Source organism: Bradyrhizobium sp. CCBAU 53351 (assembly GCF_015291745.1).
Classification (GTDB): domain Bacteria; phylum Pseudomonadota; class Alphaproteobacteria; order Rhizobiales; family Xanthobacteraceae; genus Bradyrhizobium.
In genome coordinates this window covers 7,054,875-7,075,484 of the sequence record NZ_CP030059.1, presented here as the reverse complement: position 1 = coordinate 7,075,484, position 20,610 = coordinate 7,054,875, and the positions used below count along the sequence as shown (strand labels likewise).

The 20,610-nt window shown below is 65.4% G+C and carries 23 protein-coding genes and 1 riboswitch; of the genes, 14 read left to right on the top strand and 9 right to left on the bottom strand.

Annotated features, from left to right (window positions below):
- Positions 1 to 4 precede the first annotated feature (4 nt).
- From pstA to phoB, 4 genes are read left to right on the top strand one after another with little or no spacing between them, the layout of a single operon-like run.
- Entirely contained in the window at positions 5 to 850 is an 846-nt protein-coding gene (gene pstA, locus XH83_RS33760) for a phosphate ABC transporter permease PstA (protein ID WP_194404874.1), read from the top strand.
- A complete protein-coding gene (pstB, locus tag XH83_RS33755) occupies positions 847 to 1,668 on the top strand; it encodes a phosphate ABC transporter ATP-binding protein PstB (RefSeq protein WP_194404873.1) in 822 nt (273 codons plus the stop codon). The genes pstA and pstB overlap by 4 nt, the downstream gene beginning before the upstream one ends.
- An 11-nt stretch (positions 1,669 to 1,679) precedes the next feature.
- Positions 1,680 to 2,396, top strand: coding sequence for a phosphate signaling complex protein PhoU (gene phoU, locus XH83_RS33750; protein ID WP_194404872.1), 717 nt, complete (start codon positions 1,680 to 1,682; stop codon positions 2,394 to 2,396).
- 38 nt (positions 2,397 to 2,434) lie between these two features.
- Positions 2,435 to 3,142 (top strand): phosphate regulon transcriptional regulator PhoB, encoded by a 708-nt coding sequence (gene phoB, locus XH83_RS33745; RefSeq protein WP_008143479.1) that lies wholly within the window; start codon positions 2,435 to 2,437, stop codon positions 3,140 to 3,142.
- 72 nt (positions 3,143 to 3,214) lie between these two features.
- Here phoB and XH83_RS33740 read toward each other — a convergent pair whose 3' ends face one another.
- Entirely contained in the window at positions 3,215 to 3,727 is a 513-nt protein-coding gene (locus XH83_RS33740; protein WP_014491301.1) for a GcrA family cell cycle regulator, read from the bottom strand.
- A gap of 457 nt (positions 3,728 to 4,184) precedes the next feature.
- Between XH83_RS33740 and XH83_RS33735 the strand changes: the two genes are divergently transcribed.
- From XH83_RS33735 to XH83_RS33725, 3 genes are all read left to right on the top strand, one after another.
- Positions 4,185 to 5,390: an aspartate aminotransferase family protein gene (locus tag XH83_RS33735; RefSeq protein WP_194404871.1), complete on the top strand. Its 1,206-nt coding sequence runs from the start codon at positions 4,185 to 4,187 to the stop codon at positions 5,388 to 5,390.
- The gene (gene argF / locus XH83_RS33730) at positions 5,390 to 6,313 is read left to right on the top strand and encodes an ornithine carbamoyltransferase (RefSeq protein ID WP_194404870.1); all 924 of its coding nucleotides are present in this window, start codon (positions 5,390 to 5,392) and stop codon (positions 6,311 to 6,313) included. The genes XH83_RS33735 and argF overlap by 1 nt, the downstream gene beginning before the upstream one ends.
- 162 nt (positions 6,314 to 6,475) lie before the next feature.
- On the top strand, positions 6,476 to 7,495 hold the full coding sequence (locus XH83_RS33725) for an Hsp33 family molecular chaperone (RefSeq protein ID WP_194404869.1): 1,020 nt from the start codon (positions 6,476 to 6,478) through the stop codon (positions 7,493 to 7,495).
- Between the two features lie 147 nt (positions 7,496 to 7,642).
- Here the strand turns inward: XH83_RS33725 and apaG are convergent, their stop codons facing one another.
- Positions 7,643 to 8,035: a Co2+/Mg2+ efflux protein ApaG gene (gene apaG / locus XH83_RS33720; RefSeq protein WP_028138966.1), complete on the bottom strand. Its 393-nt coding sequence runs from the start codon at positions 8,033 to 8,035 to the stop codon at positions 7,643 to 7,645.
- A 236-nt stretch (positions 8,036 to 8,271) separates the two neighbouring features.
- Between apaG and XH83_RS33715 the strand changes: the two genes are divergently transcribed.
- Genes XH83_RS33715 through XH83_RS33705 form a run of 3 tightly spaced genes read left to right on the top strand, consistent with a single transcriptional unit; the run spans position 8,272 to position 11,318 of the window.
- Positions 8,272 to 9,537 carry an OpgC domain-containing protein gene (locus XH83_RS33715; RefSeq protein ID WP_194404868.1) on the top strand — a complete coding sequence of 422 codons (1,266 nt, stop codon included), beginning with the start codon at positions 8,272 to 8,274 and terminating at the stop codon, positions 9,535 to 9,537.
- Entirely contained in the window at positions 9,537 to 10,307 is a 771-nt protein-coding gene (locus XH83_RS33710) for an SGNH/GDSL hydrolase family protein (RefSeq protein WP_194404867.1), read from the top strand. Before XH83_RS33715 ends, XH83_RS33710 begins: the two co-directional genes overlap by 1 nt.
- Before the next feature lie 12 nt (positions 10,308 to 10,319).
- Complete coding sequence (locus XH83_RS33705) at positions 10,320 to 11,318, top strand: SGNH/GDSL hydrolase family protein (RefSeq protein ID WP_194404866.1); 999 nt, start codon at positions 10,320 to 10,322, stop codon at positions 11,316 to 11,318.
- Positions 11,319 to 11,452: 134 nt separating this feature from the next.
- On the opposite strand, the gene XH83_RS33700 is transcribed toward XH83_RS33705, so the two are convergent.
- Entirely contained in the window at positions 11,453 to 12,640 is a 1,188-nt protein-coding gene (locus XH83_RS33700) for an O-succinylhomoserine sulfhydrylase (protein WP_194408487.1), read from the bottom strand.
- A 74-nt stretch (positions 12,641 to 12,714) separates the two neighbouring features.
- A riboswitch (SAM riboswitch) is annotated at positions 12,715 to 12,794 on the bottom strand.
- 80 nt (positions 12,795 to 12,874) lie between these two features.
- Here XH83_RS33700 and XH83_RS33695 point away from each other — a divergent pair.
- The 4 genes from XH83_RS33695 (at position 12,875) to XH83_RS33680 (ending at position 17,299) form a co-directional block, all read left to right on the top strand.
- Positions 12,875 to 14,011: a 2'-deoxycytidine 5'-triphosphate deaminase gene (locus XH83_RS33695; RefSeq protein ID WP_371746215.1), complete on the top strand. Its 1,137-nt coding sequence runs from the start codon at positions 12,875 to 12,877 to the stop codon at positions 14,009 to 14,011.
- Positions 14,012 to 14,116: 105 nt separating this feature from the next.
- Complete coding sequence (locus tag XH83_RS33690; protein WP_194404864.1) at positions 14,117 to 14,533, top strand: PAS domain S-box protein; 417 nt, start codon at positions 14,117 to 14,119, stop codon at positions 14,531 to 14,533.
- A gap of 104 nt (positions 14,534 to 14,637) precedes the next feature.
- Positions 14,638 to 15,690, top strand: a complete 1,053-nt coding sequence (locus tag XH83_RS33685; RefSeq protein ID WP_194404863.1) for a hypothetical protein — start codon at positions 14,638 to 14,640, stop codon at positions 15,688 to 15,690.
- 166 nt (positions 15,691 to 15,856) lie between these two features.
- The gene (locus XH83_RS33680) at positions 15,857 to 17,299 is read left to right on the top strand and encodes an MATE family efflux transporter (protein WP_194404862.1); all 1,443 of its coding nucleotides are present in this window, start codon (positions 15,857 to 15,859) and stop codon (positions 17,297 to 17,299) included.
- On the opposite strand, the gene XH83_RS33675 is transcribed toward XH83_RS33680, so the two are convergent.
- From XH83_RS33675 to XH83_RS33650, 6 genes are all read right to left on the bottom strand, one after another.
- Entirely contained in the window at positions 17,296 to 17,799 is a 504-nt protein-coding gene (locus XH83_RS33675; protein ID WP_194404861.1) for a hypothetical protein, read from the bottom strand. The genes XH83_RS33680 and XH83_RS33675 overlap by 4 nt on opposite strands.
- 113 nt (positions 17,800 to 17,912) lie before the next feature.
- Positions 17,913 to 18,314 (bottom strand): SRPBCC family protein, encoded by a 402-nt coding sequence (locus tag XH83_RS33670; RefSeq protein ID WP_194404860.1) that lies wholly within the window; start codon positions 18,312 to 18,314, stop codon positions 17,913 to 17,915.
- A 146-nt stretch (positions 18,315 to 18,460) separates the two neighbouring features.
- Positions 18,461 to 18,820, bottom strand: coding sequence for a VOC family protein (locus XH83_RS33665; protein ID WP_194404859.1), 360 nt, complete (start codon positions 18,818 to 18,820; stop codon positions 18,461 to 18,463).
- 118 nt (positions 18,821 to 18,938) lie between these two features.
- Entirely contained in the window at positions 18,939 to 19,217 is a 279-nt protein-coding gene (locus tag XH83_RS33660; RefSeq protein ID WP_194404858.1) for a hypothetical protein, read from the bottom strand.
- Between the two features lie 12 nt (positions 19,218 to 19,229).
- On the bottom strand, positions 19,230 to 19,589 hold the full coding sequence (locus XH83_RS33655) for a hypothetical protein (RefSeq protein WP_194404857.1): 360 nt from the start codon (positions 19,587 to 19,589) through the stop codon (positions 19,230 to 19,232).
- A 130-nt stretch (positions 19,590 to 19,719) separates the two neighbouring features.
- On the bottom strand, positions 19,720 to 20,559 hold the full coding sequence (locus XH83_RS33650) for a helix-turn-helix transcriptional regulator (protein ID WP_194404856.1): 840 nt from the start codon (positions 20,557 to 20,559) through the stop codon (positions 19,720 to 19,722).
- Positions 20,560 to 20,610: the final 51 nt, after the last annotated feature.

Genomic DNA, 20,610 nt, shown 5'->3' with positions numbered 1-20,610 from the left:
CGCCATGAATCCGATCTATTCACGCCGCCGCCGCAAGGATTTCATCATCCGCGGCCTTTGCTTCGCGGCTGCCGCCTTCGGCGTAACCTGGCTCGCGCTGATCCTGATCACGCTGCTCTACAACGGCGTGGCGGGCCTGAACGTTCAGCTCTTCACCGCGGACACGCCTCCGCCCGGCTCGACCGAGGGCGGCCTGCGCAACGCCATCGTCGGCTCGATCATCATGACCGTGCTCGGCGTCGGCATCGGCGCGCCGCTCGGCCTGTTCGCCGGCACCTATCTCGCCGAGTACGGCCGCAACGACAAGCTGACCTCGGTGATCCGCTTCATCAACGACATCCTGCTCTCGGCGCCCTCGATCATCATCGGCCTGTTCATCTACGGCGCGGTGGTGGTGCCGATGCGCGGCTTCTCGGCCATTGCAGGCGCGCTGGCCCTTGCCGTGATCGTCATCCCGGTCGTGGTGCGCACCACCGAGGACATGCTGCTGCTGGTGCCGAACCCGCTGCGTGAAGCCGCCAGCGCGCTCGGCCTGCCGCGCTCGCTGGTGATCAAGCGGATCGCCTATCGCGCGGCGCGCTCCGGCCTCATCACCGGCGTGCTGCTGGCCACGGCGCGCGTCGCCGGCGAGACGGCGCCGTTGCTGTTCACCGCGCTGTCGAACCAGTTCTTCAGTCTCGGCCTTGACAAGACGATGGCGAACCTTCCGGTCACCATCAACAACTTCGTGCAGAGCCCCTACGCCTATTGGAAGCAGCTCGCCTGGAGCGGCGCCCTGCTGATCACCCTGACCGTGCTTGCCCTGAACATTGGCGCCCGCATCATCGGCGCCGAGAGGACTGCAAAATGAGTGAAATCTCTGTTTCCGTCAGCGCGCCGAGCGTTCACCCCGGCTCGCAGCCGCTGCCCGAGGCGCCAGCCAAGGTCACCGCGCGCAACCTGAATTTCTACTACGGTGAGCACCACGCGCTGAAGAACATCAATCTGGCCCTCGGCGCCAATCGCGTCACGGCCTTCATCGGCCCGTCGGGCTGCGGCAAGTCCACGCTGCTGCGCATCTTCAACCGGATGTACGACCTCTATCCGGGACAGCGCGCCACCGGCCAGCTGTTGCTCGACCACACCAACATCCTCGACCCCAAGCTCGACCTCAACCTGCTGCGTGCCCGGGTCGGCATGGTGTTCCAGAAGCCGACGCCGTTCCCGATGACGATCTACGAGAACATCGCCTTCGGCATCCGCCTCTACGAGAAAATCTCGAAGTCCGAGATGGACGACCGGGTCGAGAAGGCGCTGCGCGGCGGCGCGCTGTGGAACGAGGTCAAGGACAAGCTCAACGCCTCCGGCCTGTCGCTGTCCGGCGGCCAGCAGCAGCGCCTCTGCATCGCCCGCACCGTCGCGGTGCGGCCTGAAGTGATCCTGTTCGACGAGCCCTGCTCGGCGCTCGATCCGATCTCGACCGCCAAGGTCGAGGAGCTGATCCAGGAATTGTCCGAGAACTACACGATCGCGATCGTCACCCACAACATGCAGCAGGCGGCGCGCGTCTCCGACAAGACCGCCTTCATGTATCTCGGCGAGCTGATCGAGTTCGACGACACCAGCAAGATCTTCACGTCGCCGAGCGATCGGCGTACGCAGGATTACATTACCGGCCGGTTCGGCTGAGGAGACGCAACATGGGTTCTGAACATACCGCAAAGGCTTTCGACACCGACCTCCAGGAGCTCACCCGCCTGGTCGCCGAGATGGGCGGAATCGCCGAGCGCATGATCGTCGATTCCGTCGGTGCGCTGATCCGCCGCGACGTCGCGCTCGGCCAGCGCGTCGTCACCATCGACGCCGATCTCGACGCACTGCAGAAGCGCATCGAGGAGCGCGCCGTGCTCACCATCGCCCGCCGCCAGCCGATGGCGGTGGATCTGCGCGAGATCGTCGGCGCCATGCGCGTTGCGACCGACCTCGAGCGCATCGGCGATCTCGCCAAGAACATGGGCAAGCGCGTCGCGGCGCTGGAGACCGACTTCCATCCGCTCAAGCTGTTCCGCGGCCTCGAGCACATGACCGACCTCGTGCAGCAGCAGGTCAAGTCGGTGCTGGATGCCTATGCCGCGCACGATCTGCCGGCGGCGATGGCGGTGTGGAAGGGCGACGAGGAAGTCGACGCGATCTGCACCTCGCTGTTCCGCGAGCTCCTCACCTACATGATGGAGGATCCGCGCAACATCTCGTTCTGCATCCATTTGATGTTCTGCGCCAAGAACATCGAGCGGATCGGCGACCACGCCACCAACATCGCCGAGACCGTGTTCTACATGATCGAGGGCCAGGCGATCACCGACAAGCGGCCGAAGGGCGACATGACGACTTTCGCCACGACGGTTCCGAATACCTGAAGACTTGAATAGCTGAAGACCTAAGGAGCGACGACACCATGGGCGCACGCATTATGGTGGTTGAGGACGAGGAAGCTCTCACCGAGCTTCTGCGTTACAACCTCGAAGGCGACGGCTATGACGTCGAGACGGTGATGCGCGGCGACGACGCCGACACCCGCCTCAAGGAGCACATTCCCGACCTGATCGTGCTCGACTGGATGCTGCCGGGCCTCTCGGGCATCGAACTGTGCCGGCGCCTGCGCACCCGGCCCGAGACCAAGCAGCTGCCGATCATCATGCTCACCGCGCGCGGCGAGGAGAGCGAGCGGGTGCGCGGCCTTGCGACCGGCGCCGACGACTACATCGTCAAGCCGTTCTCGGTGCCGGAGCTCTTGGCGCGCGTGAAGGGCCTCTTGCGGCGCGCCAGCCCCGAGCGGCTCGCCACAGTGCTGGCCTATGGCGACATCGAGCTCGACCGCGACAAGCGCCGCGTGGCGCGCTCGGGCCGCCCGATCGATCTCGGCCCGACCGAATATCGGCTTCTGGAGTTCTTCCTGGAGCATCCCGGCCGCGTGTTCTCGCGCGAGCAGCTGCTCGACAGCGTCTGGGGCCGCGACATCTATATCGACGAGCGCACCGTCGACGTCCATATCGGCCGCCTGCGCAAGCTGCTCAATCTCGGTCGCGAGCAGGACCCGATCCGCACCGTCCGCGGCGCCGGCTACGCGCTGGATGACCGCTTTGCGAAGGCTGAGCAGACGTAGGACCTGCTTCCGTAATCCAACAAAAAGCGCGCCAGCTGGCGCGCTTTTTCGTCTCGATGCCTGAGACCGTGTTTACCGCGGGCCCGGCTTCGCCGGTGCGCGCCGGCGATCCGCTGCCGGCTGATACGCCACGCGCGAATGCTGGGCGCAGTAGGGCAGGCCGGACAGCGCCTTGCCGCCGCAGAAGAAGAAATCCGGGCTCGAGGGATCGCCGACCGGCCAGTGGCAAGTCGCCTCGTTAAGCTCGAGCAGCGACAGCCGCTGGCTCATCGGCACCACGTTGTCATAGGTGACCGGTTCGGCCTCGACCTCGACCTCGAAGGCCTGCGCCAGTGCGGTATTGCCGCGCGCAATGGGGCGGGTCACCCGCATCATGTGCTGCGCCGGGCGTGCCTTGCGCGGCCGCGGCGCGGCCGACGAAGGGCTCTTGGCGCGGCCGGACAGGCCGAGCCTGTGCACTTTGCCGATCACGGCATTGCGGGTCACATTGCCGAGCTCTGCTGCGATCTGGCTGGCCGACAATCCGGCCTCCCAGAGCTTTTTCAGCTGCTCGACGCGATCGTCGGACCAGGTCAAAACCGTCATTGCACCCTTTCCCTCGCTGCGCTTCTGCCATCCTGGCGGTCCGTGCGGCGAATGCCTAAGCCTCAAAAACCCGTGCCGTCAGAATCCCTTAAGGCTCGCCGGGCGCGCTACTCGCGCCCGAACGTTTACGCCGGTACATGAGGACTCTTGGGATCAGAACTGTTGCACGAGATGTCGTATCTGACAGCCCAAACGCTACAATATGGCGTGACTCACGCGCAAGAGTCCGCCGACTCGCTTCCACATGTTCCGTGGTGTAAAACCCGCAAAATCGCCACCGCAAGACTACGGAATCTGCGTTTCCCGAGGCTTTCGGGCGGCATTGACACCCGTTTCACCAGGCCTAAGATAGTCCCGCGTGCCGCCCTTAAAAGGCGGCACGTTTCGTTTTCCGGGCCGGTCAATGGTGCGTTGCGCAATGCACGCCTCACACCGTCCGCAACATCAAGTGACCGTCATGACTAACAGCGTAGCGCCGCATTTGCTCCCCGTTTTCGCCAGGGCCAACCTCGGTTTTGAGCGCGGCGAAGGCTGCTGGCTGATCGCGACCAATGGCGATCGCTATCTCGATTTCACCTCGGGCGTTGCTGTAAACGCGCTCGGCCACGCCCATCCCGCGCTGGTCAAGGCGTTGCAGGAGCAGGCGACGAAGCTGTGGCACATGTCGAACCTGTTCCAGAGCCCGGACGGCGAGAAGCTCGCCGCGCGCCTGTGCAACGAGAGCTTTGCGGACTTCGTGTTCTTCTGCAATTCCGGCGCCGAAGCGCTGGAGGGCGTGATCAAGCTGGTCCGCCATCATCACTTCTCCAAGGGCCATCCGGAACGTTACCGCATCATCACCTTCGAAGGCGCGTTCCACGGCCGCACGCTGGCAACCTTGGCTGCGACCGGCTCTGCAAAATATCTCGAAGGCTTTGGACCGCCGATGGACGGCTTCGACCAGGTGCCGCATGGCGACCTCGAAGCCGTCAAGAAGGCGATCGGCCCCAACACCGCCGGCATCCTGATCGAGCCGATCCAGGGCGAGGGCGGCGTGCGCTCGGCACCTCCCAATTTCCTCAAGGCGTTGCGCCAGCTTTGCGACGAGAAGGGCCTGCTGCTCGCCTTCGACGAGGTGCAGACCGGCATGGGCCGCAGCGGCGATCTGTTCGCCTATCGGCGTACCGGCGTCACGCCTGATGTGATGTCGCTGGCCAAGGCGCTCGGCGGCGGCTTCCCGATCGGCGCGGTGCTGGCGACCGCGGATGCGGCGGCCGGTATGGGGCCGGGCTCTCACGGCTCGACCTTCGGCGGCAATCCGCTGGCGATCTCCGCGGCCAACGCCGTGCTCGACGTCATGCTCAAGCCCGGCTTCTTCGACCACGTGCAGAAGATGTCGCTGCTGCTCAAGCAGAAGCTCGCCTCCGTGATCGATCGTCACCCCGACATCGTCAGCGAAGTGCGCGGCGAGGGCCTCCTGATCGGCATCAAGGCCGTCGTGCCCTCGGGCGATCTGGTGGCCGCCTTGCGCGACGAGAAGCTGCTGACCGTCGGCGCCGGCGATAATGTCGTGCGCTTCCTGCCGCCCCTGATCGTCACCGAAGCCGAGATCGAGGACAGCGTCATCAGGCTCGAGCGTGCCTGCACCGCATTGGCGGCCGGCCAGACCAAGCGGGCAAGCTGATGAGCAAGTCCCCGAAGCACTTCCTCGACATCAACGAGCTCCCGCTGTCGGAGCTCAAGCGCATGCTCGCGGCGTCGAGCGCCATGAAGGCCAAGCAGAAGGCGCAGCAGCCGGTGCGGCCGCTCGAAGGCAAGACGCTGGCGATGATCTTCGAGCGCCCTTCGACGCGGACGCGGGTGTCGTTCGACGTCGCCATGCGCCAGCTCGGCGGCGAGCCCATCATGCTCACCGGCGCCGAGATGCAGCTCGGCCGCGGCGAGACCATCGCCGACACCGCGCGCGTGCTGTCGCGCTATGTCGACGCCATCATGATCCGCATCCTCAATCACGATGCGCTGCTGGAGCTTGCGGCCAACGCCACCGTGCCCGTCATCAACGGCCTGACGCGGCGCTCGCATCCCTGCCAGGTGATGGCCGACCTCATGACCTATGAGGAGCATCGCGGCCCGATCGAGGGCAAGACGGTGGCCTGGACCGGCGACGACAACAATGTGCTGGCGTCCTGGGCGCACGCCGCCGAACGCTTCAAGTTCCAGCTCAATGTCGCGACGCCCCCGGAGCTCGCGCCGAAAAAGGCGATGCGCGACTTCATCAAGTCGACGGGCGCGCCGATCATGCTCGGCACCGATCCCGAGGCCGCCGTGAAGGGCGCCGACTGCGTCGTCACCGACACCTGGGTGTCGATGGGCGACAAGGAAGGCGAGCATCGCCACAACGTGCTCAAGCCCTATCAGGTCAATGGCAAGCTGATGTCGCTGGCCAAGCCGGATGCGCTGTTCATGCACTGCCTGCCCGCCCATCGCGGCGAGGAGGTCACCGATGAGGTGATCGACGGCCCGCAATCGGTCGTGTTCGACGAGGCCGAGAACCGCCTGCACGCGCAGAAGGGCATTCTGGCCTGGTGCTTCGACGCGGTGAAGTAGCTTCTTGTAGCTCGGATGGAGCGCAGCAAAATCCGGGTTCTCAACGCGCGGAAAGATCTCCCGGATTACGCTGCGCTCCATCCGGGCTACGCGAGCCGTCGTTCCGTGAGGAATGCGGGCATGCCTCTTTCAATTTGCATCGACCGACCCCAGATATGCGCCATGGTTTCCCAATCCCCTGACATGAAAACCGGGCCCGAAGGTCCGGTTCGCGCGCCATCTTCGATTCCGATCGATGACGCCGTGCTGCCCTACGAGGTCGATGCGCTCGACGTACGCGGCCGCCTTGTGCGGCTAGGCCCGGCGCTCGACGACATTCTCACCAAGCACGATTATCCCGCGCCCGTGGGCAAGCTGCTGGGCGAGGCCATCGTGCTGACCACGCTGCTCGGCTCGGCGCTGAAATTCGAGGGCCGCTTCATCCTGCAGGCTCAGACCGACGGTCCGGTGTCGTTCCTGGTGGTGGACTATCAGGCGCCGGATCGCCTGCGCGCCTATGCGCGCTTCGATGCCGCGCGCCTTGGGGAAGCCCAGAAATCTGGCATGGATTCCGGTGCGCTGCTCGGCCGCGGTCATCTCGCCATGACCATCGATCAGGGCCCCGACATGAGCCGCTACCAGGGTCTGGTCGCGCTCGACGGCGGCACCCTGGAAGACGCCGCCCACGAATATTTCCTGCGCTCCGAGCAGATCCCGACGCGCGTGCGCCTCGCGGTCGGCGAGGAGTGGCGCTCCGCCGACGGCGGCAAGCATCGCTGGCGCGCCGGCGGCATGCTGATGCAGTTTCTGCCGAAGGCGCCGGAGCGCGCGCGGCAGGCTGATCTGCATCCCGGCGATGCTCCTGACGGCATCGAGGTGCATGCCGTCGCCGAGGACGATGCCTGGGTCGAGGCACGCTCGCTGATCGAGACCGTCGAGGACGTCGAGCTGATCGATCCCGAGCTCTCCGGCGAGCGACTGCTGTTCCGCCTGTTCCACGAGCGCGGCGTGCGCGTGTTCAATCCGATGGTTCTCAAGGCGCAGTGCTCCTGCTCGCGCGATGCGGTCGCCTCGATGCTCCAGAGCTTCTCGCCGGATGATCGTGCTGCGATGGTCAAGGACGACAAGGTGGTCGTGACCTGCGAGTTCTGCAGCTCGGTGTATCAGTTCACCCCGCACGAAGCGGGCGTGGAAGACGCGTAGCGAGCTCTCCTAGGGTGGGCAAAGGCGCATTTGCGCTGTGCCCACGAGCTCTCTCGGTTGCGAACGATACGTGGGCACGCCTTCGCTCTTCGAGCTACGGCGGACAAGTTGCTTTGCCCACCCTGCGGCACCTGCGAGACCGGCCCCTTAGTTCAACACCCGCTTGCTGTCCGGGCTGTCCAGCGAAAACGCCGGCACGTCGATCTCGAAGCGTTCGCCGCTTTCGCTGACCATCTGGTAGCGGCCGGTCATGAAGCCGGAGGCGGTCGAGAGCGGGACGCCCGAGGTGTATTCGAAGCGCTCGCCCGGGGCCAGGATCGGCTGCTCGCCGACCACGCCCTCGCCCTTCACCTCCTGCTGGCGCCCGGAGGCATCGGTGATGATCCAGTGCCGCGTCTTGAGCTGCACGGTCTCCTCGCCTGAATTGGTGATGACGATGGTGTAGGACCAGAAATAGCGGGAACGGTCGGCCGACGACTGCTCCGGAACAAAGTTCGGCTCGACGGTCACTTCGATGTGGCGGGTCACGGCGCGGTACATGGCTGCCACCATACCGAAATCGGGCGCCGGAACCAAACGCCGCGGCCGGGTTTGGCGACATCGTCCCGCCAGAATTCGAAGGGAATGACACCCCTGAGGGAAACCCCCGCAGGACATCCCCTTGGAGGGAAACACCTTCGGAAGACCCCTATGTGATCCGGCCGCTTTGCGAGAGTACGACCGGACCGGTACACTCCTTCAGACGTCGCGATTTGCGGAAGGGTTTTTGCGCCCCGATGACCATTGCCGACCAAGTAACGGGATCGACGATCGCGGGAACCGCCAAGCCTGCAGACAGTAGGCCTGCGGAGGCGAAGCCGCGCCTGCGGGCGCCGGCCATCACGCTGCCCGCAATCGGCGAGCGCGAGCTCCGGCTCGACCTGTTCCGCGGGCTCGCGCTGTGGCTGATCTTCATCGACCATCTGCCGCCGAGTCTTTTGACCTGGTTCACGATCCGCAATTACGGCTTCAGCGACGCCACCGAGATATTCATCTTCATCTCCGGCTACACCGCCGCCTTCGTCTATGGACGGGCGATGCTGGAGAGCGGTTTCGTTATCGCCACCGCGCGCATCCTGCGCCGGGTCTGGCAGATCTACGTCGCCCACGTCTTCCTGTTCACGATCTTCCTCGCCGAAATCTCCTATGTCGCGACCAGCTTCGAGAACCCGCTCTACACCGAAGAGATGGGCATCATGGATTTCCTCAAGCAGCCCGATGTCACCATCGTGCAGGCGCTGCTGCTCCGCTTCCGCCCAGTCAACATGGACGTGCTGCCGCTCTACATCGTGCTGATGATGGCGCTGCCGCTGATCCTGTGGTCGATGAAGTGGCGGCCCGACGTCACGCTCGGCCTCTCGGTCGTGCTCTACGCGGTGACCTGGGAGTATGACCTCTATTTGTCGGCCTATCCGAACGGCTTCTGGGCCTTCAACCCCTTCGCCTGGCAATTGTTGTTCGTGTTCGGTGCATGGTGCGCGCTCGGAGGTGCGCGACGCATGTCCCGTATCCTGGCTTCGCCGGTGACGATGTGGATCTCGATCGCCTATCTCGTCGCGGCCTTCTACGTGACGCTGACCTGGTACGTGCCGCAGCTCTCCCAGTTCATGCCGAAGCGGATCGAGCAGTGGATGTACCCGATCGACAAGACCGATCTCGACGTGCTGCGCTTCACGCATTTCCTGGCGCTGGCGGCGCTCACCGTGCGCTTCCTACCCCGGGATTGGCCGGGCTTGAAATCGCGCTGGCTACGACCATTGATTCTATGCGGGCAGCACTCCCTCGAGATTTTCTGCCTCGGCGTCTTCCTGGCCTTTGCCGGCCATTTCATTCTCGCCGAAGTCTCCGGCGGGGCAGCCATGCATGCGCTGATTAGTCTCTCCGGGGTGCTGATCATGTGGGGCGTGGCCTGGGTGATTTCGTGGTACAAGCGCGTGGCTGACAAGAGCGGTGCGAAAACCAAAAACGCCGTCGGCAACGCCGATCTGGCGGGAGGGGGCTGATGAAGGCGAAGGTTCTCCTGAGCCTGATCCTGCTATGCGGTAGCCTCGCCGCGCCTGTGGCGCGCGCGGGCGATGCTGCGCCTGCCGTACCTGCCACGTGCGAATTGCCGTCCTATCTGCTTACCAGCGAAAGTCAGCTTCCCAAGGTCGCCGACGCCATCAAGGCCGGCAAGCCGCTCGAGATCCTGGTCATCGGCAGCCGTTCGACCACGATTCCGTCCTCGGAGAGCAGCTCCTATCCCGCGCGCATGGAGGCGATCCTCAAGGACAAGCTGCCGGCGTCCGAGGTGGTGCACGTCTCCGTAGAAATACAGAGCAAGAAGACGGCCGAGGAGACCGCCTCGACCTTCGTTAAGCTGATGGAAGCAAAAACGCCTACTTTGGTGGTCTGGCAGACCGGGACCGTGGACGCCATCCGATCCATCGATCCCGATGAATTCCGCAGCGCCGTGACCTCAGGGGTTGTTGCGTTGCAAAAGGCAGGGACCGACGTCGTCTTGATGAATTTGCAGTACAGCCCGCGCACCGAAACGATGATCTCGGCCCAACCATTTCTCGACAATATGCGCGTGGTGGCCCAGGAGCATGATATTCCGCTGTTCGACCGTTTCGCGATCATGCGGCAGTGGAATGACCAGGGTCAGTTCGACCTGTTCAGCCCGTCCCGCGGGCCCGAGCTGGCGAAACAGGTTCATGATTGCCTCGGCCGGGCGTTGGCACAGTTCGTGATCGACGCTGCCCATCTGGAGCCGGCCCAGCAGCAAAATTGAGGTCTAGCGTTAATGAGTTCTCTTCGCCCTTTTTGCCTGACGGCATGGCTGACCGCGCCTGCGGCAGCAGCGCTGTTGTTGCTGGCGCCGGCCTCGCAATCGCATGCGCAGACCGCACAGGCGACGCCCGCGCCAGTGCAATCGGCTGATCCCGCCCCCACCTCGCCCTCGCAGACCACCGTTGCGGTGACCTCACCGGAGCAGCGCGGCGTCACGTCGCGCGCCATCGACAAGGTGAAGCAGGTCGCCAAATCCGCCGCCGATATTTTCAGCCGCGTGCCTTGCCTGCCGCCCAAAGACGCGAACAAGGGCGGCGCGAAGGCGATGGGCTCGCTGCCGCACGTCGCGGGCAAGCTCGTCGCGGGCAAACCCGTCCTCATCGTCGCGTTCGGCTCGTCGTCGACCGCAGGCTTCGGGGCCAGCTCGCCGGAGTTCAACTATCCGAACCGGCTCGCCGCGCAGCTGCGCCGGCACTATCCGACCGCGGACATCACCGTCGTCAATGCCGGCGTCGGCGGCGAGGACGCGCCCGAGATGATGAAGCGCCTCCAGACGCAGGTGATCGACGTGCATCCGGATCTCGTGATCTGGCAGGTCGGCACCAACGCGGTGCTGCGCAATCTCGATCCCGGCGAGACCGCAAAACTGGTCGAGGACGGCATCAGCCGCATCCAGGCCGCGGGCGGCGCCGACATCGTGCTGGTCGATCCGCAATATTCGCCCGCCGTCAACCAGCGCAAGGAGAGCGCCGGCAAGATGGTGCACCTGCTCGGCAAGGTCGCGGAGCTGCGTCACGTCGGCATCTTCCCGCGCTTCGAGGTGATGCGCGACTGGCACGAGAACCAATCGATCCCGGTCGAGAGCTTCGTCATCGCGGACGGCCTGCACATGAACGATTGGGGCTATGCCTGCTTCGCGCAGCTGCTCGGCGACGACATCATCCGCTCCGTCGGCCAGATCAGGCTCGGCGTGAACGTGCCGGCGGACGTGCGGACGTACCGGCCGATGTGAAAAGACGGCGCGTAGGGCGGGGTTAGCCCTGCAGATGCGCGAAGCGCATCTGCTCGGCGTAACCCGCCATTGTCTGTCTGTGCGGAAACGGAAGCGGCGGGTTACGCCTTCGGCCAACCCGCCCTACCAAGCGATCACGCCTTCTCCAGCGCCGCCGTCAGATCCTCGATCAGATCGTCCGGATGCTCCAGGCCTGCCGAGAAGCGGATGAAACCTTCGCCGATGCCGAGCGCGGCGCGGTCTTCCGGTTTCAGGCGCTGATGCGTCGTGGTGGCCGGATGCGTGACGAGGCTCTTGGCGTCGCCGAGATTGTTCGAGATCCGCGCAAGCTTCAGCTCGTTGAGCACGCGGAACGCGGCAGCCTTGCCGCCCTTGACCTCGAAGCCGACCAGCGTCGAGCCGCCGCGCATCTGCTTCTTCACCAGTGCCGCCTGCGGATGATCGGCGCGTCCGGGATAGACCAGCCGTGCGATCTTCGGATGGCTCGCCAGCACCTCGGCGATGCGCGAGGCGGTATCGGTCTGCGCGCGCACGCGCACGCCCAGCGTCTCGAGGCCCTTGAGCAGGACCCAGGCGTTGAACGGCGAGATCGACGGGCCGGTCTGGCGCATGAAATTGTGGATGTGCTCGGCGATGAAGGCTTCCGAGGACAGGATGATGCCGCCGAGGCAGCGGCCCTGGCCGTCGATATGCTTGGTCGCGGAATAGACCACGACGTCGGCGCCGAGCGCGAGCGGGCTCTGCCAGATCGGCGTCGCGAACACGTTGTCGACGACGAGCCGCGCGCCGCCCTTGTGCGCGATCTCGGCGATCCCGGGAATGTCGAGCACATCAAGCGTCGGATTGGTCGGGCTCTCCAGGAAGAACGTCTTGGTGTTCGGTCGCAGCGCGCGCTGCCACTGGTCGAGGTCGAGCCCGTCGACCAGCGTGGTCTCAATGCCATAGCGCGGCAACAGGTCCTGCACGACGTAGAGGCACGAGCCGAACAGCGCCCGCGAGGCCACCACGTGATCGCCGGCCTTGAGCGGCGCCAGGATCGCGGTCGTCACCGCGGCCATGCCTGTCGCCGCCGAGCGGGCGGCCTCGGCGCCCTCGAGCTCGATCATGCGGCGCTCGAACATTGCGATGGTGGGATTGGAGTAGCGCGAATAGATGAAGCCCGGATCCTCGCCCTTGAACCGCGCCTCGCACTCCTCGGCGCTGTTGTAGACGTAGCCCTGGGTCAGGAACAGCGACTCCGAGGTCTCGCCATATTGCGAGCGCAGGGTGCCGGAATGGACCAGGCGGGTTTCGGGGCGGTAAGCAGCAGGCGACTTCGACATAGGTACCTCCGACATGACCGTCTCGTCGAAAACGGTCACAAAAAAACCGGCCTGGATATCTCCACGGGCCGGGATCACAGAGGTCCCCGGCCTGTTTAGCGACTTATTTAACGTGGCTGCAAGCCGGCCGGCTCAAATCACCACGGGATAAGTGATGCTCATATTCCGCAATGCCCTTTCCGTCAAGGCGTCCATCGGATAGCCGTAAAAGACTTGTATTTCCGGCATGTCCGGATGCAATTGACCCCTGATGAGGACCCCCGGTTGACGTTCACGGTCGCGCCCGACGCCAATGGTATCCTGCCCGACCGCATGATCGCGGCAATGGCGGAGGCCGGGCTCATCCTGCCCGCCTATGATTTCGTCGAGAGCCAGATCCAGCCGGCCAGCCTCGATCTGCGCCTCGGCGACATCGCCTATCGCGTCCGCGCCAGCTTCCTGCCCGGTCCCGGCTCAACCGTCGCCGAGCGCATCGACGAATTGAAGCTGCACGAGTTCAGCCTCGCCGACGGTGCGGTGCTGGAGACCAACTGCGTCTACATCGTGCCGCTGCTGGAAAGCCTCGCGCTGCCGCCGGAGATCGTCGCGGCGGCTAATCCGAAGAGCTCCACCGGCCGGCTCGACGTCTTCACCCGCGTGATCGCCGACGGCACCCGCCGCTTCGACATGATCGGCGCCGGCTATCACGGTCCGCTCTATGCCGAGATCAGCCCGAAGACGTTTCCGGTGCTGGTCCGCGAGGGCTCGCGCCTCAGCCAGGTGCGCTTCCGCACCGGCGATGCCATCCTCAACGCCGACGAGCTCGACGGCCTGCACGCCACTGAGCGCCTCGTCGACGTCGACGATGCCGATCTGTCGGGCGGTGTCGCCGTCTCCGTCGACCTCTCCGGCGAGAAGGCGAGCGGCTTCGTCGGCTACCGCGCCAAGCGGCACACCGGCGTCGTCGACGTCGATCGCCGCTCCGGCTACGCGGTGGAAGATTTCTGGGAGCCGATCTCGGCCCGTCCCGACGGCAGCCTGATCCTCGATCCCGGCGAGTTCTACATCCTGGCGTCGAAGGAAGCCGTGCAGGTGCCGCCGGACTACGCCGCGGAGATGGTGCCGTTCGATCCGCTGGTCGGTGAATTCCGCGTGCATTATGCCGGATTCTTCGATCCCGGCTTCGGCTATGCCGGCGCCGGTGGGCTGGGCTCGCGCGCCGTGCTGGAGGTGCGTTCGCGCGAAGTGCCGTTCATCCTCGAGCACGGCCAGATCGTCGGCCGCCTCGTCTACGAGAAGATGCTGGCCCGTCCCGACGCGATGTACGGCCAGCGCATCGGCTCCAATTACCAGGCCCAGGGCCTCAAACTATCGAAGCATTTCCGGGTGTAGCACGATCCTGTAGCCCGGATGGAGCGCAAGCGTCATCCGGGGCAGTCTCGCTTGTGGCACGATCCCGGATTGCGCTCCGCTCCATCCGGGCTACGAGGTGACGAGATGAGCAATCCATCCGAACTCGACGCAAAGATTGCCGAGAATGTCGCGGACGCGCTGATCTATTCGGATCGGTCCGGCACGATCATGCGGTGGAACGGTGCAGCGACGGCCCTGTTCGGCTTCACCGCCGCGGAAGCGCTCGGCCAGAATCTCGACCTGATCATTCCCGAACATCTGCGCGCCGCGCACTGGAAAGGTTTCGAGGCCGCGCTCGCGAGCGGCAGCATGAAGCTTGCGGGCAAGCCGACGCTGACCCGCGCGCTGCACAAGAGCGAACGCAAGCTCTACATCGAGATGACGTTCGCATTGGTGCGGGATTCCGGCGGCAACGTGCTGGGATCGGTGGCGATGGCGCGCGACGTCACCGAACGGGTCGAGCGTGAGCGCGCAGCCAAGGCGCCGCCGCAAACTTCGTGATGCGGAATTGGCGGGCGCTCGCGCAGGGCGCCCTGCGCGGCCGTCATGTTGCCTGCCATTGGGTGCGGTGACACACTCGATCGAAATCATGATCGGGAGTGAACATGGCCACCGCCTCAGACGCCGCGCAGGAAGCCCAATGGAAGCGCTGGCGCGCGGTTGCAGAGCTCTATCACGCCTATTTCACCGGGCTCATCCTCACCGTCGTCACGCGGCGCGGCACGGCTGATGCGGCCGAGTTCGTCTTCCGTGTGTTTCGTCGCCAGCAGCAGGAGCGCTTCCTGCCGGGCCTGAAGAAGCTCGGGATCGATCATCTGCCGCCGGCGGTCGCGGCCGCGCAATATCACTACCTCTCCAACTGGATCGGCGGCGTGCATGTCGAGTACATGTATGAGAGCGACGCCAAGGCCTGGATCCGCTATCCGCCGCCGCGCTGGATCTGGAAGGGCACGGCGATCTGCGGCGTGCCGGGCGAGGTGTCCCGTGCGATGCTGCGCGGCTGGCACGCCAACAATGGCGCGGCCCTCGGAGATCTCAGGCTCGGTTTCGTCTGCACCAAGCAGAGCGTCGACGGCCAGGACGGGCTGGAGGGCTACTACCATCAATACGATCACCCGCTCGAGCTGGACCAGCGGCTCATGTTCGCGCGTCATCTGGAAGCGCCGTTGTTCGATGCGAAGACGGCGCCGGCGCTTCCCGTGGCGAGCTGGCCAAAGCCGCGCTTGGAGAAGGCCTATCGCAACTACGCGATGGAATATGTCCGCACCGCCGCGCCCGTGATGGTGCAGCTGTTCGGTCCCGAAGATGCCGGCTATCTGCTGCACCTCACCGGCAAGTTGATCGGCATGCAATATTTCGACGAGGTCGCGGCCGCGCTGGCCATGGGCCGCGGCGGGGCGAGTGAATTCGCCTCGTTCCTGAACGCGCTGTTTGCTGCGCAGGACGACACGGCTGAGAGTACGACGTCTGAAGGCAGCTTCGAAATCCGCCAGCAAAGCTGGGAGCTGATGGACGACGTCTCGGACTATCATCCCGCTTGCGCTGCGGTGCTGGAGGGACTGTTCGAAGGCCTGGCTGCGGGATGCGGGCGGCATATCGGTGTGCATGTGCGCCCGGCGGCGGGCGGTCGTCCGCCGCTGGTCTGGACGATCGATTAGGTCCACCTATTGAAATACGCCGTCGCAGGGCACGCCTGCATCCGGCGCAGGAGGAATCGCTCCGTGCCGTGCTAACAAGGGCGCACCGCGCCCTGTGCGCGAACAAATTTATTGGCACACCTGTTCATTGCCGCGCCGCAAAGGGCGCCCGTGCCCCGGAGAGGATATGTCCGACATCGCCGAAATCCCGGTCGATGAGCAAGAGCGTCCGCTGCCGCCGCCGCGGCCGGTGCGAAGCGCGCTGACCGACGGGCCGATCCTGCGCACGCTGCTTGGCCTTGCCTGGCCCAACGCGATCGCGCTCTCGGCCGGCACCTGCACGGTGATCGCCGAGACCTCCTATATCGGCCGGCTTGGCGTCGAGGCGCTGGCGGCGATGGCGCTGGTGTTCCCAACCATCATCCTGACCATGACCATGTCGGGCGGCGCGATGGGCGGCGCGGTGGCCTCCGCCATTGCACGCGCGCTCGGCGTGGGCGACCGCGAACGCGCCAGCACGCTGGCCGCGCATGCGATGCTGATCGGCATCAGCTTCGGCCTCGTCTTCATGCTGGGCATGCTGATCTTCGGGCCCAAAGTGCTGGAAATGCTCGGCGGCCGCGGCGATGTGCTGACGCATGCGATCGCCTACACGCAGGTGTTTTTCGGCGGCGCCGTGCTGCCCTGGCTGCTCAACACCATGGCCGGCGTGCTGCGCGGCACCGGCAACATGAAGCTGCCGTCGTTCCTGATCCTCAACTCCGCAGCCTGGCAGATCGTGCTCGGCGGCACGCTCGGCCTCGGACTCGGGCCGGTACCGCAGTTCGGCATGCGCGGCGTCGCGGCCGGCGCGCTGATCGCCTACACCATGAACATCTGCATCATGGGCTGGTACCTGTTCTCCGGGCGCGCGCGAGTCACGCCGAAGCTGCGCGGCCTGCGCATTCAATGGACGATGTTTTTCGACATCCTGAAAGTCGGCGCCATCGCCTGCTTCTCGCCGCTGCAATCGGTGCTGACGATCTCGATCTTCACCCACATGCTGGCGAAGTTCGGCACCACGATCCTCGCAGGCTACGGCATCGGCGCGCGGCTGGAATTTTTGCTGACCTCGATCGCGTTTTCGTTCGGCATCGCCTGCGTGCCGATGGTCGGGATGGCGATCGGCGCAGGCAATATCGCGCGCGCCCGGCGCATCGCCTGGATCGCCAGCGCGGCCGCCTTCGTGGCCGTCGGCGCACCGGCCTGCCTCGTTGCGATGTTCCCCGACCTCTGGATCAACATCTTCACCGACAGCGCGGCCGTGCGTGCGGCGAGCCACCAATATCTGTCGACGGTCGGACCGTTCTACGCCTTTTTCGGCATCGCCACGGTCATGTACTTCTCCTCGCAAGGCGCGGCCAAGGTGATCGGCCCGGTGCTGGCGCAGACCGCGCGGCTGGTCTACATCTCCGGAGCCGGCTGGTGGCTGTCGACGCATGACGCCACCGCGCAGAGCTTTTTCTGGCTGGCCGCGAGTTCGATGGTCGTGCTCGGCCTGCTCTCATCCTCCAGCGTCCTGCTGACGCGCTGGGGGCCGCGCGCGAGCAAGCCTGCGATCAGGCCAGCTTTGTCCGGTGCCGCAGACTAGCGGCGCTTGTGGCGGCGATGGCCGCTGCCGCCGCCGACATTGGCGAGCCGCATCAGCTGCGGGATCATCGCCATCATGTCGCCGCCACCGGAACCACCGAGCATGCCCATGATGTCGCCACCCCCGCCGAAGCCGGCCGGCATGGCGCCGCCGCCCATCGGCGTGTAGCCGCCGTAATAGGGCGCGCCGAAGCCGCCGCCAAAATTGCCGGCGGGCAGGCCGCCCAGGCCTCCGCCGCCCATCATGCCACCGAGCCCGCCGCCTCCGTTCTCCATCATGCGGCTCATCATCGGGCCCATGGTTTGCATCATCATGGCGAAGCGGCGCTTGCCCATCTTCGCCTTCATCATCTCCAGCATCGGGGCCATCTGGGTCATCATGTCCTCGCCGCCGGCGCCGCCGCCGAACCCTGCGAGCTGCGCCTTTGCCGGCGTGCTCGCGACGGAAAACAGCAGCAGCACGGCGGCCGCCTGGCAGATCACCTTGTCCGCACCTCTCATGGCATGCTCCTCGCGTGCGCAGCGCCGCCGGGAGAGCGGAGCCAACCGGACGCACGCGGGCATGATTGCGGGCGGCGAGGGCGGAGCTCTGTGAAAAAGCTCACAGAGGGCGGTCAGGGCGCGGCAGGCGGAAATGCCTTTTGGATGGCGACGACGGCATCCCTGGTCTGACCCTGAACGTAAGGTGCAAGCTCGTTCGGCAGCATGTCGATGATCCAGAGGAGCCGACACCTCGTCTCGCCGTCGGCGATCACCTGCACCGAGGCGCTGTAATGCTTCAGCCGTTCGTTGCTGATGGCATAGACGAGACGCCGCCGCGCGTCGTCGCAATCGACCAGCACTTCGCGGGCCACCGAACCGTTGGCGAAGGTGACGATGCGCGCATCGCCGTCGAGCGTGCAGGCCGTGACGAAGCCGGGCGCCAGCCGCTCAGGCAGCGCACCGAAGTCGCGCACCGCGTCCCAGACGTCGTGCGCGGGGGCGGAGAGGGGGATGTCGTTGTGGATGGAGGCCATGGAAATTCCTGTTGTTGGGGTCATTCCGGGGCGCGCGGAGCGCGAACCCGGATTCTCGAGATTCCCCGGTGCGCAATTGCGCACCTGAGGTCTGGTGCTTCGCGCCATCCCGGAATGACGGCGCATGTGGCACATCAGGTCGCGCCTCACGTACAAACCGCCTCGACATTATTGCCGTCGGGGTCGATCAAAAACGCCGCGTAATAGGTCGGACTGTAATCCTTGCGTGGTCCGGCGCCGCCATTGTCGCGGCCGCCGCTCTTCAAGCCCTCGCTGTGGAACGCCTTCACCGCGTCATGGCTCCCGGCGCGAAACGCGATGTGCGCGCCGTCGGCCTTGCGGCCCTTGTTGAGGTGCAGCCACAGCGCCGGCGCGCCCTCCGGCCCGAAGCCGGCGTAGCCCTCGCCGCTCGAGCACAGGACGTAGCCGAGCGGCGCCAGCACCGCGGTGTAGAAGCGCGTCGCGGCGTCGAGATCGGCAACGCGAAGTCCGATGTGGTCGTACATGGTCGTCTCCATTTGCAATGCGCGCCGCAAACGGCGCGCCGGAGACGAACCTAGTCGGCTCGAGGCGGGCGGCACTTGGAGAATCTTGCGCATCCCTCGAACGGCGCGGATCGCAACGCTAGATCGGGTAGCGCCATTTCAAGGCGCGGCGCAGCATCAGGATGATGATGGTCAGGATGCCCACAAGCAGCCAGAAAGGCCATGGAATGGGACCTTCATGGCCGAGGTGAGCCATGTACGTGGCAAGGCCTAACAGCGTCATCGTAAGCGCCACGGCCGACCAGTAGAGCGGCGAGCGCAGCATGCCGGTCGCGGCATACTCGGCGGCCCGTTCGCGAGCTCCCTGCGCAGTCCAGCACAAGAACGCGAAAACGCTGATCGCAAGAACCAATCCCATGGCGTTGCCCGGCTAGCTCGCCGGCGCCTCCGATTGCCACCGGATCACGCGTTTCAGGTGATGGACCTGAACCCACATGTTGGTTCCGATCACGCTGACCGTTGCGACGATCAGCGCCGTCAGCTTTTGCGGGTCATGCAGGGCGAGAGCGAGCAGGAACGCGGAGAACGCCGCCGTGACGCCGAAGCTGAACCAGAGCCCGATGAAGCGTGGCGCAAACCAGGCCGGCCGGCCATCGGTGCCCCACTGCATCGGAATCCTGCGCGACGTGATTTGACGGCCGTAGTAGATGGCGCAGCCGGCGATGAAGGCGAGGCCGACGGCAAGCGCGACCAATGTGGCCGCAATCACGTCATTCGGAGCATTGTTCATCTGCCGGCTCGCCGCACTGAAAGAGCGCCTGTTCGCTCTGTGGTTGTAGTACCGCGCGGCGTGCCATAAGCCCAGTGCGACGCGGCCGTCTGGTCAACAGACTGTTACCCCGCAGGGCGGCGGACCTGTCTCAGTTGAGGACGAGGCGTTCGGCGAAGATGCTGCGCGCGCCCTTCGAGGCCTGGCGGAATTTGGTCGGCGAGACCCCGGCAGCGCGATGGAAGGTGCGGACGAAGTTTGAGAGATCGCCGAAGCCGACGTCGTAGGCGATTTCAGTGACCGCGATGGCGTCGTCGGCGAGCAGCCGCGCCGCGTGCCGCAGCCGCGAGCGCACCAGATATTGATGCGGCGTGACGCCGAGCACGCTGGAGAACAGCCGCAGGAAATGGAAAGGGCTGAGGCCCGCCTGCTTGGCGGCCTGTTCGAGATCGACCTCGTCATGCGAATTGTCGTCGATCCACAGCGCGGCCTCGACGGCGCGGCGGCGGTCACGCGCATTGGGCGTGGCCGGCGTGCGCGGCTTGCCCGAGACGACGTCGACGAAGCGGCCGGCCAGGATCTGGCCGACTTCGTCGAGGCCGATGTCGCTGTTGCCATCTGCGGCCGTCTGGGCGAGCTCGCCCAGCACCATCAATTCGGGCAGCGGCGGCGTGGCGCCGATCCGCCAGATCTCGCGCCGCCCACTGAGGCCATCGACCATGTCCTCGCTGAAGAAGAATCCCAGGCAGACATCGCCGCTGACATGCTCGTGCGTGCAGGTGTATTCCTCGCCGGGCGCGCCGACCAGCATCGAGCCCGCCACCAGCTCGAAGAAGCCGGCGCGGCACAGGCAGCCGAAGCTGCCCGAGCGGACATAGGCGATGGAGTGCCCGGTGCGGCATTCGGCAAACGGCGTGTCGTCCGGTCCCGCGTCGCAGCGGAACTCGCAGACCGTGATCGATTGTGACGTCAGCAGCGTGGTCGCGTCCATCCGGCCTATTTAGGCATGATCCGGACAAGTGTGTAGCGGCTGTCCGACAAG

What these genes read in the sequence shown, in the direction of transcription:
- pstA (WP_194404874.1), top strand. Translation starts at nt 5, where the DNA reads ATGAATCCGATCTATTCACGCCGCCGCCGCAAGGATTTCATCATCCGC.
- pstB (WP_194404873.1), top strand. Translation starts at nt 847, where the DNA reads ATGAGTGAAATCTCTGTTTCCGTCAGCGCGCCGAGCGTTCACCCCGGC.
- phoU (WP_194404872.1), top strand. Translation starts at nt 1,680, where the DNA reads ATGGGTTCTGAACATACCGCAAAGGCTTTCGACACCGACCTCCAGGAG.
- phoB (WP_008143479.1), top strand. Translation starts at nt 2,435, where the DNA reads ATGGGCGCACGCATTATGGTGGTTGAGGACGAGGAAGCTCTCACCGAG.
- XH83_RS33740 (WP_014491301.1), bottom strand. Translation starts at nt 3,727, where the DNA reads ATGACGGTTTTGACCTGGTCCGACGATCGCGTCGAGCAGCTGAAAAAG.
- XH83_RS33735 (WP_194404871.1), top strand. Translation starts at nt 4,185, where the DNA reads ATGACTAACAGCGTAGCGCCGCATTTGCTCCCCGTTTTCGCCAGGGCC.
- argF (WP_194404870.1), top strand. Translation starts at nt 5,390, where the DNA reads ATGAGCAAGTCCCCGAAGCACTTCCTCGACATCAACGAGCTCCCGCTG.
- XH83_RS33725 (WP_194404869.1), top strand. Translation starts at nt 6,476, where the DNA reads ATGGTTTCCCAATCCCCTGACATGAAAACCGGGCCCGAAGGTCCGGTT.
- apaG (WP_028138966.1), bottom strand. Translation starts at nt 8,035, where the DNA reads ATGTACCGCGCCGTGACCCGCCACATCGAAGTGACCGTCGAGCCGAAC.
- XH83_RS33715 (WP_194404868.1), top strand. Translation starts at nt 8,272, where the DNA reads ATGACCATTGCCGACCAAGTAACGGGATCGACGATCGCGGGAACCGCC.
- XH83_RS33710 (WP_194404867.1), top strand. Translation starts at nt 9,537, where the DNA reads ATGAAGGCGAAGGTTCTCCTGAGCCTGATCCTGCTATGCGGTAGCCTC.
- XH83_RS33705 (WP_194404866.1), top strand. Translation starts at nt 10,320, where the DNA reads ATGAGTTCTCTTCGCCCTTTTTGCCTGACGGCATGGCTGACCGCGCCT.
- XH83_RS33700 (WP_194408487.1), bottom strand. Translation starts at nt 12,640, where the DNA reads ATGTCGAAGTCGCCTGCTGCTTACCGCCCCGAAACCCGCCTGGTCCAT.
- XH83_RS33695 (WP_371746215.1), top strand. Translation starts at nt 12,875, where the DNA reads ATGCAATTGACCCCTGATGAGGACCCCCGGTTGACGTTCACGGTCGCG.
- XH83_RS33690 (WP_194404864.1), top strand. Translation starts at nt 14,117, where the DNA reads ATGAGCAATCCATCCGAACTCGACGCAAAGATTGCCGAGAATGTCGCG.
- XH83_RS33685 (WP_194404863.1), top strand. Translation starts at nt 14,638, where the DNA reads ATGGCCACCGCCTCAGACGCCGCGCAGGAAGCCCAATGGAAGCGCTGG.
- XH83_RS33680 (WP_194404862.1), top strand. Translation starts at nt 15,857, where the DNA reads ATGTCCGACATCGCCGAAATCCCGGTCGATGAGCAAGAGCGTCCGCTG.
- XH83_RS33675 (WP_194404861.1), bottom strand. Translation starts at nt 17,799, where the DNA reads ATGAGAGGTGCGGACAAGGTGATCTGCCAGGCGGCCGCCGTGCTGCTG.
- XH83_RS33670 (WP_194404860.1), bottom strand. Translation starts at nt 18,314, where the DNA reads ATGGCCTCCATCCACAACGACATCCCCCTCTCCGCCCCCGCGCACGAC.
- XH83_RS33665 (WP_194404859.1), bottom strand. Translation starts at nt 18,820, where the DNA reads ATGTACGACCACATCGGACTTCGCGTTGCCGATCTCGACGCCGCGACG.
- XH83_RS33660 (WP_194404858.1), bottom strand. Translation starts at nt 19,217, where the DNA reads ATGGGATTGGTTCTTGCGATCAGCGTTTTCGCGTTCTTGTGCTGGACT.
- XH83_RS33655 (WP_194404857.1), bottom strand. Translation starts at nt 19,589, where the DNA reads ATGAACAATGCTCCGAATGACGTGATTGCGGCCACATTGGTCGCGCTT.
- XH83_RS33650 (WP_194404856.1), bottom strand. Translation starts at nt 20,559, where the DNA reads ATGGACGCGACCACGCTGCTGACGTCACAATCGATCACGGTCTGCGAG.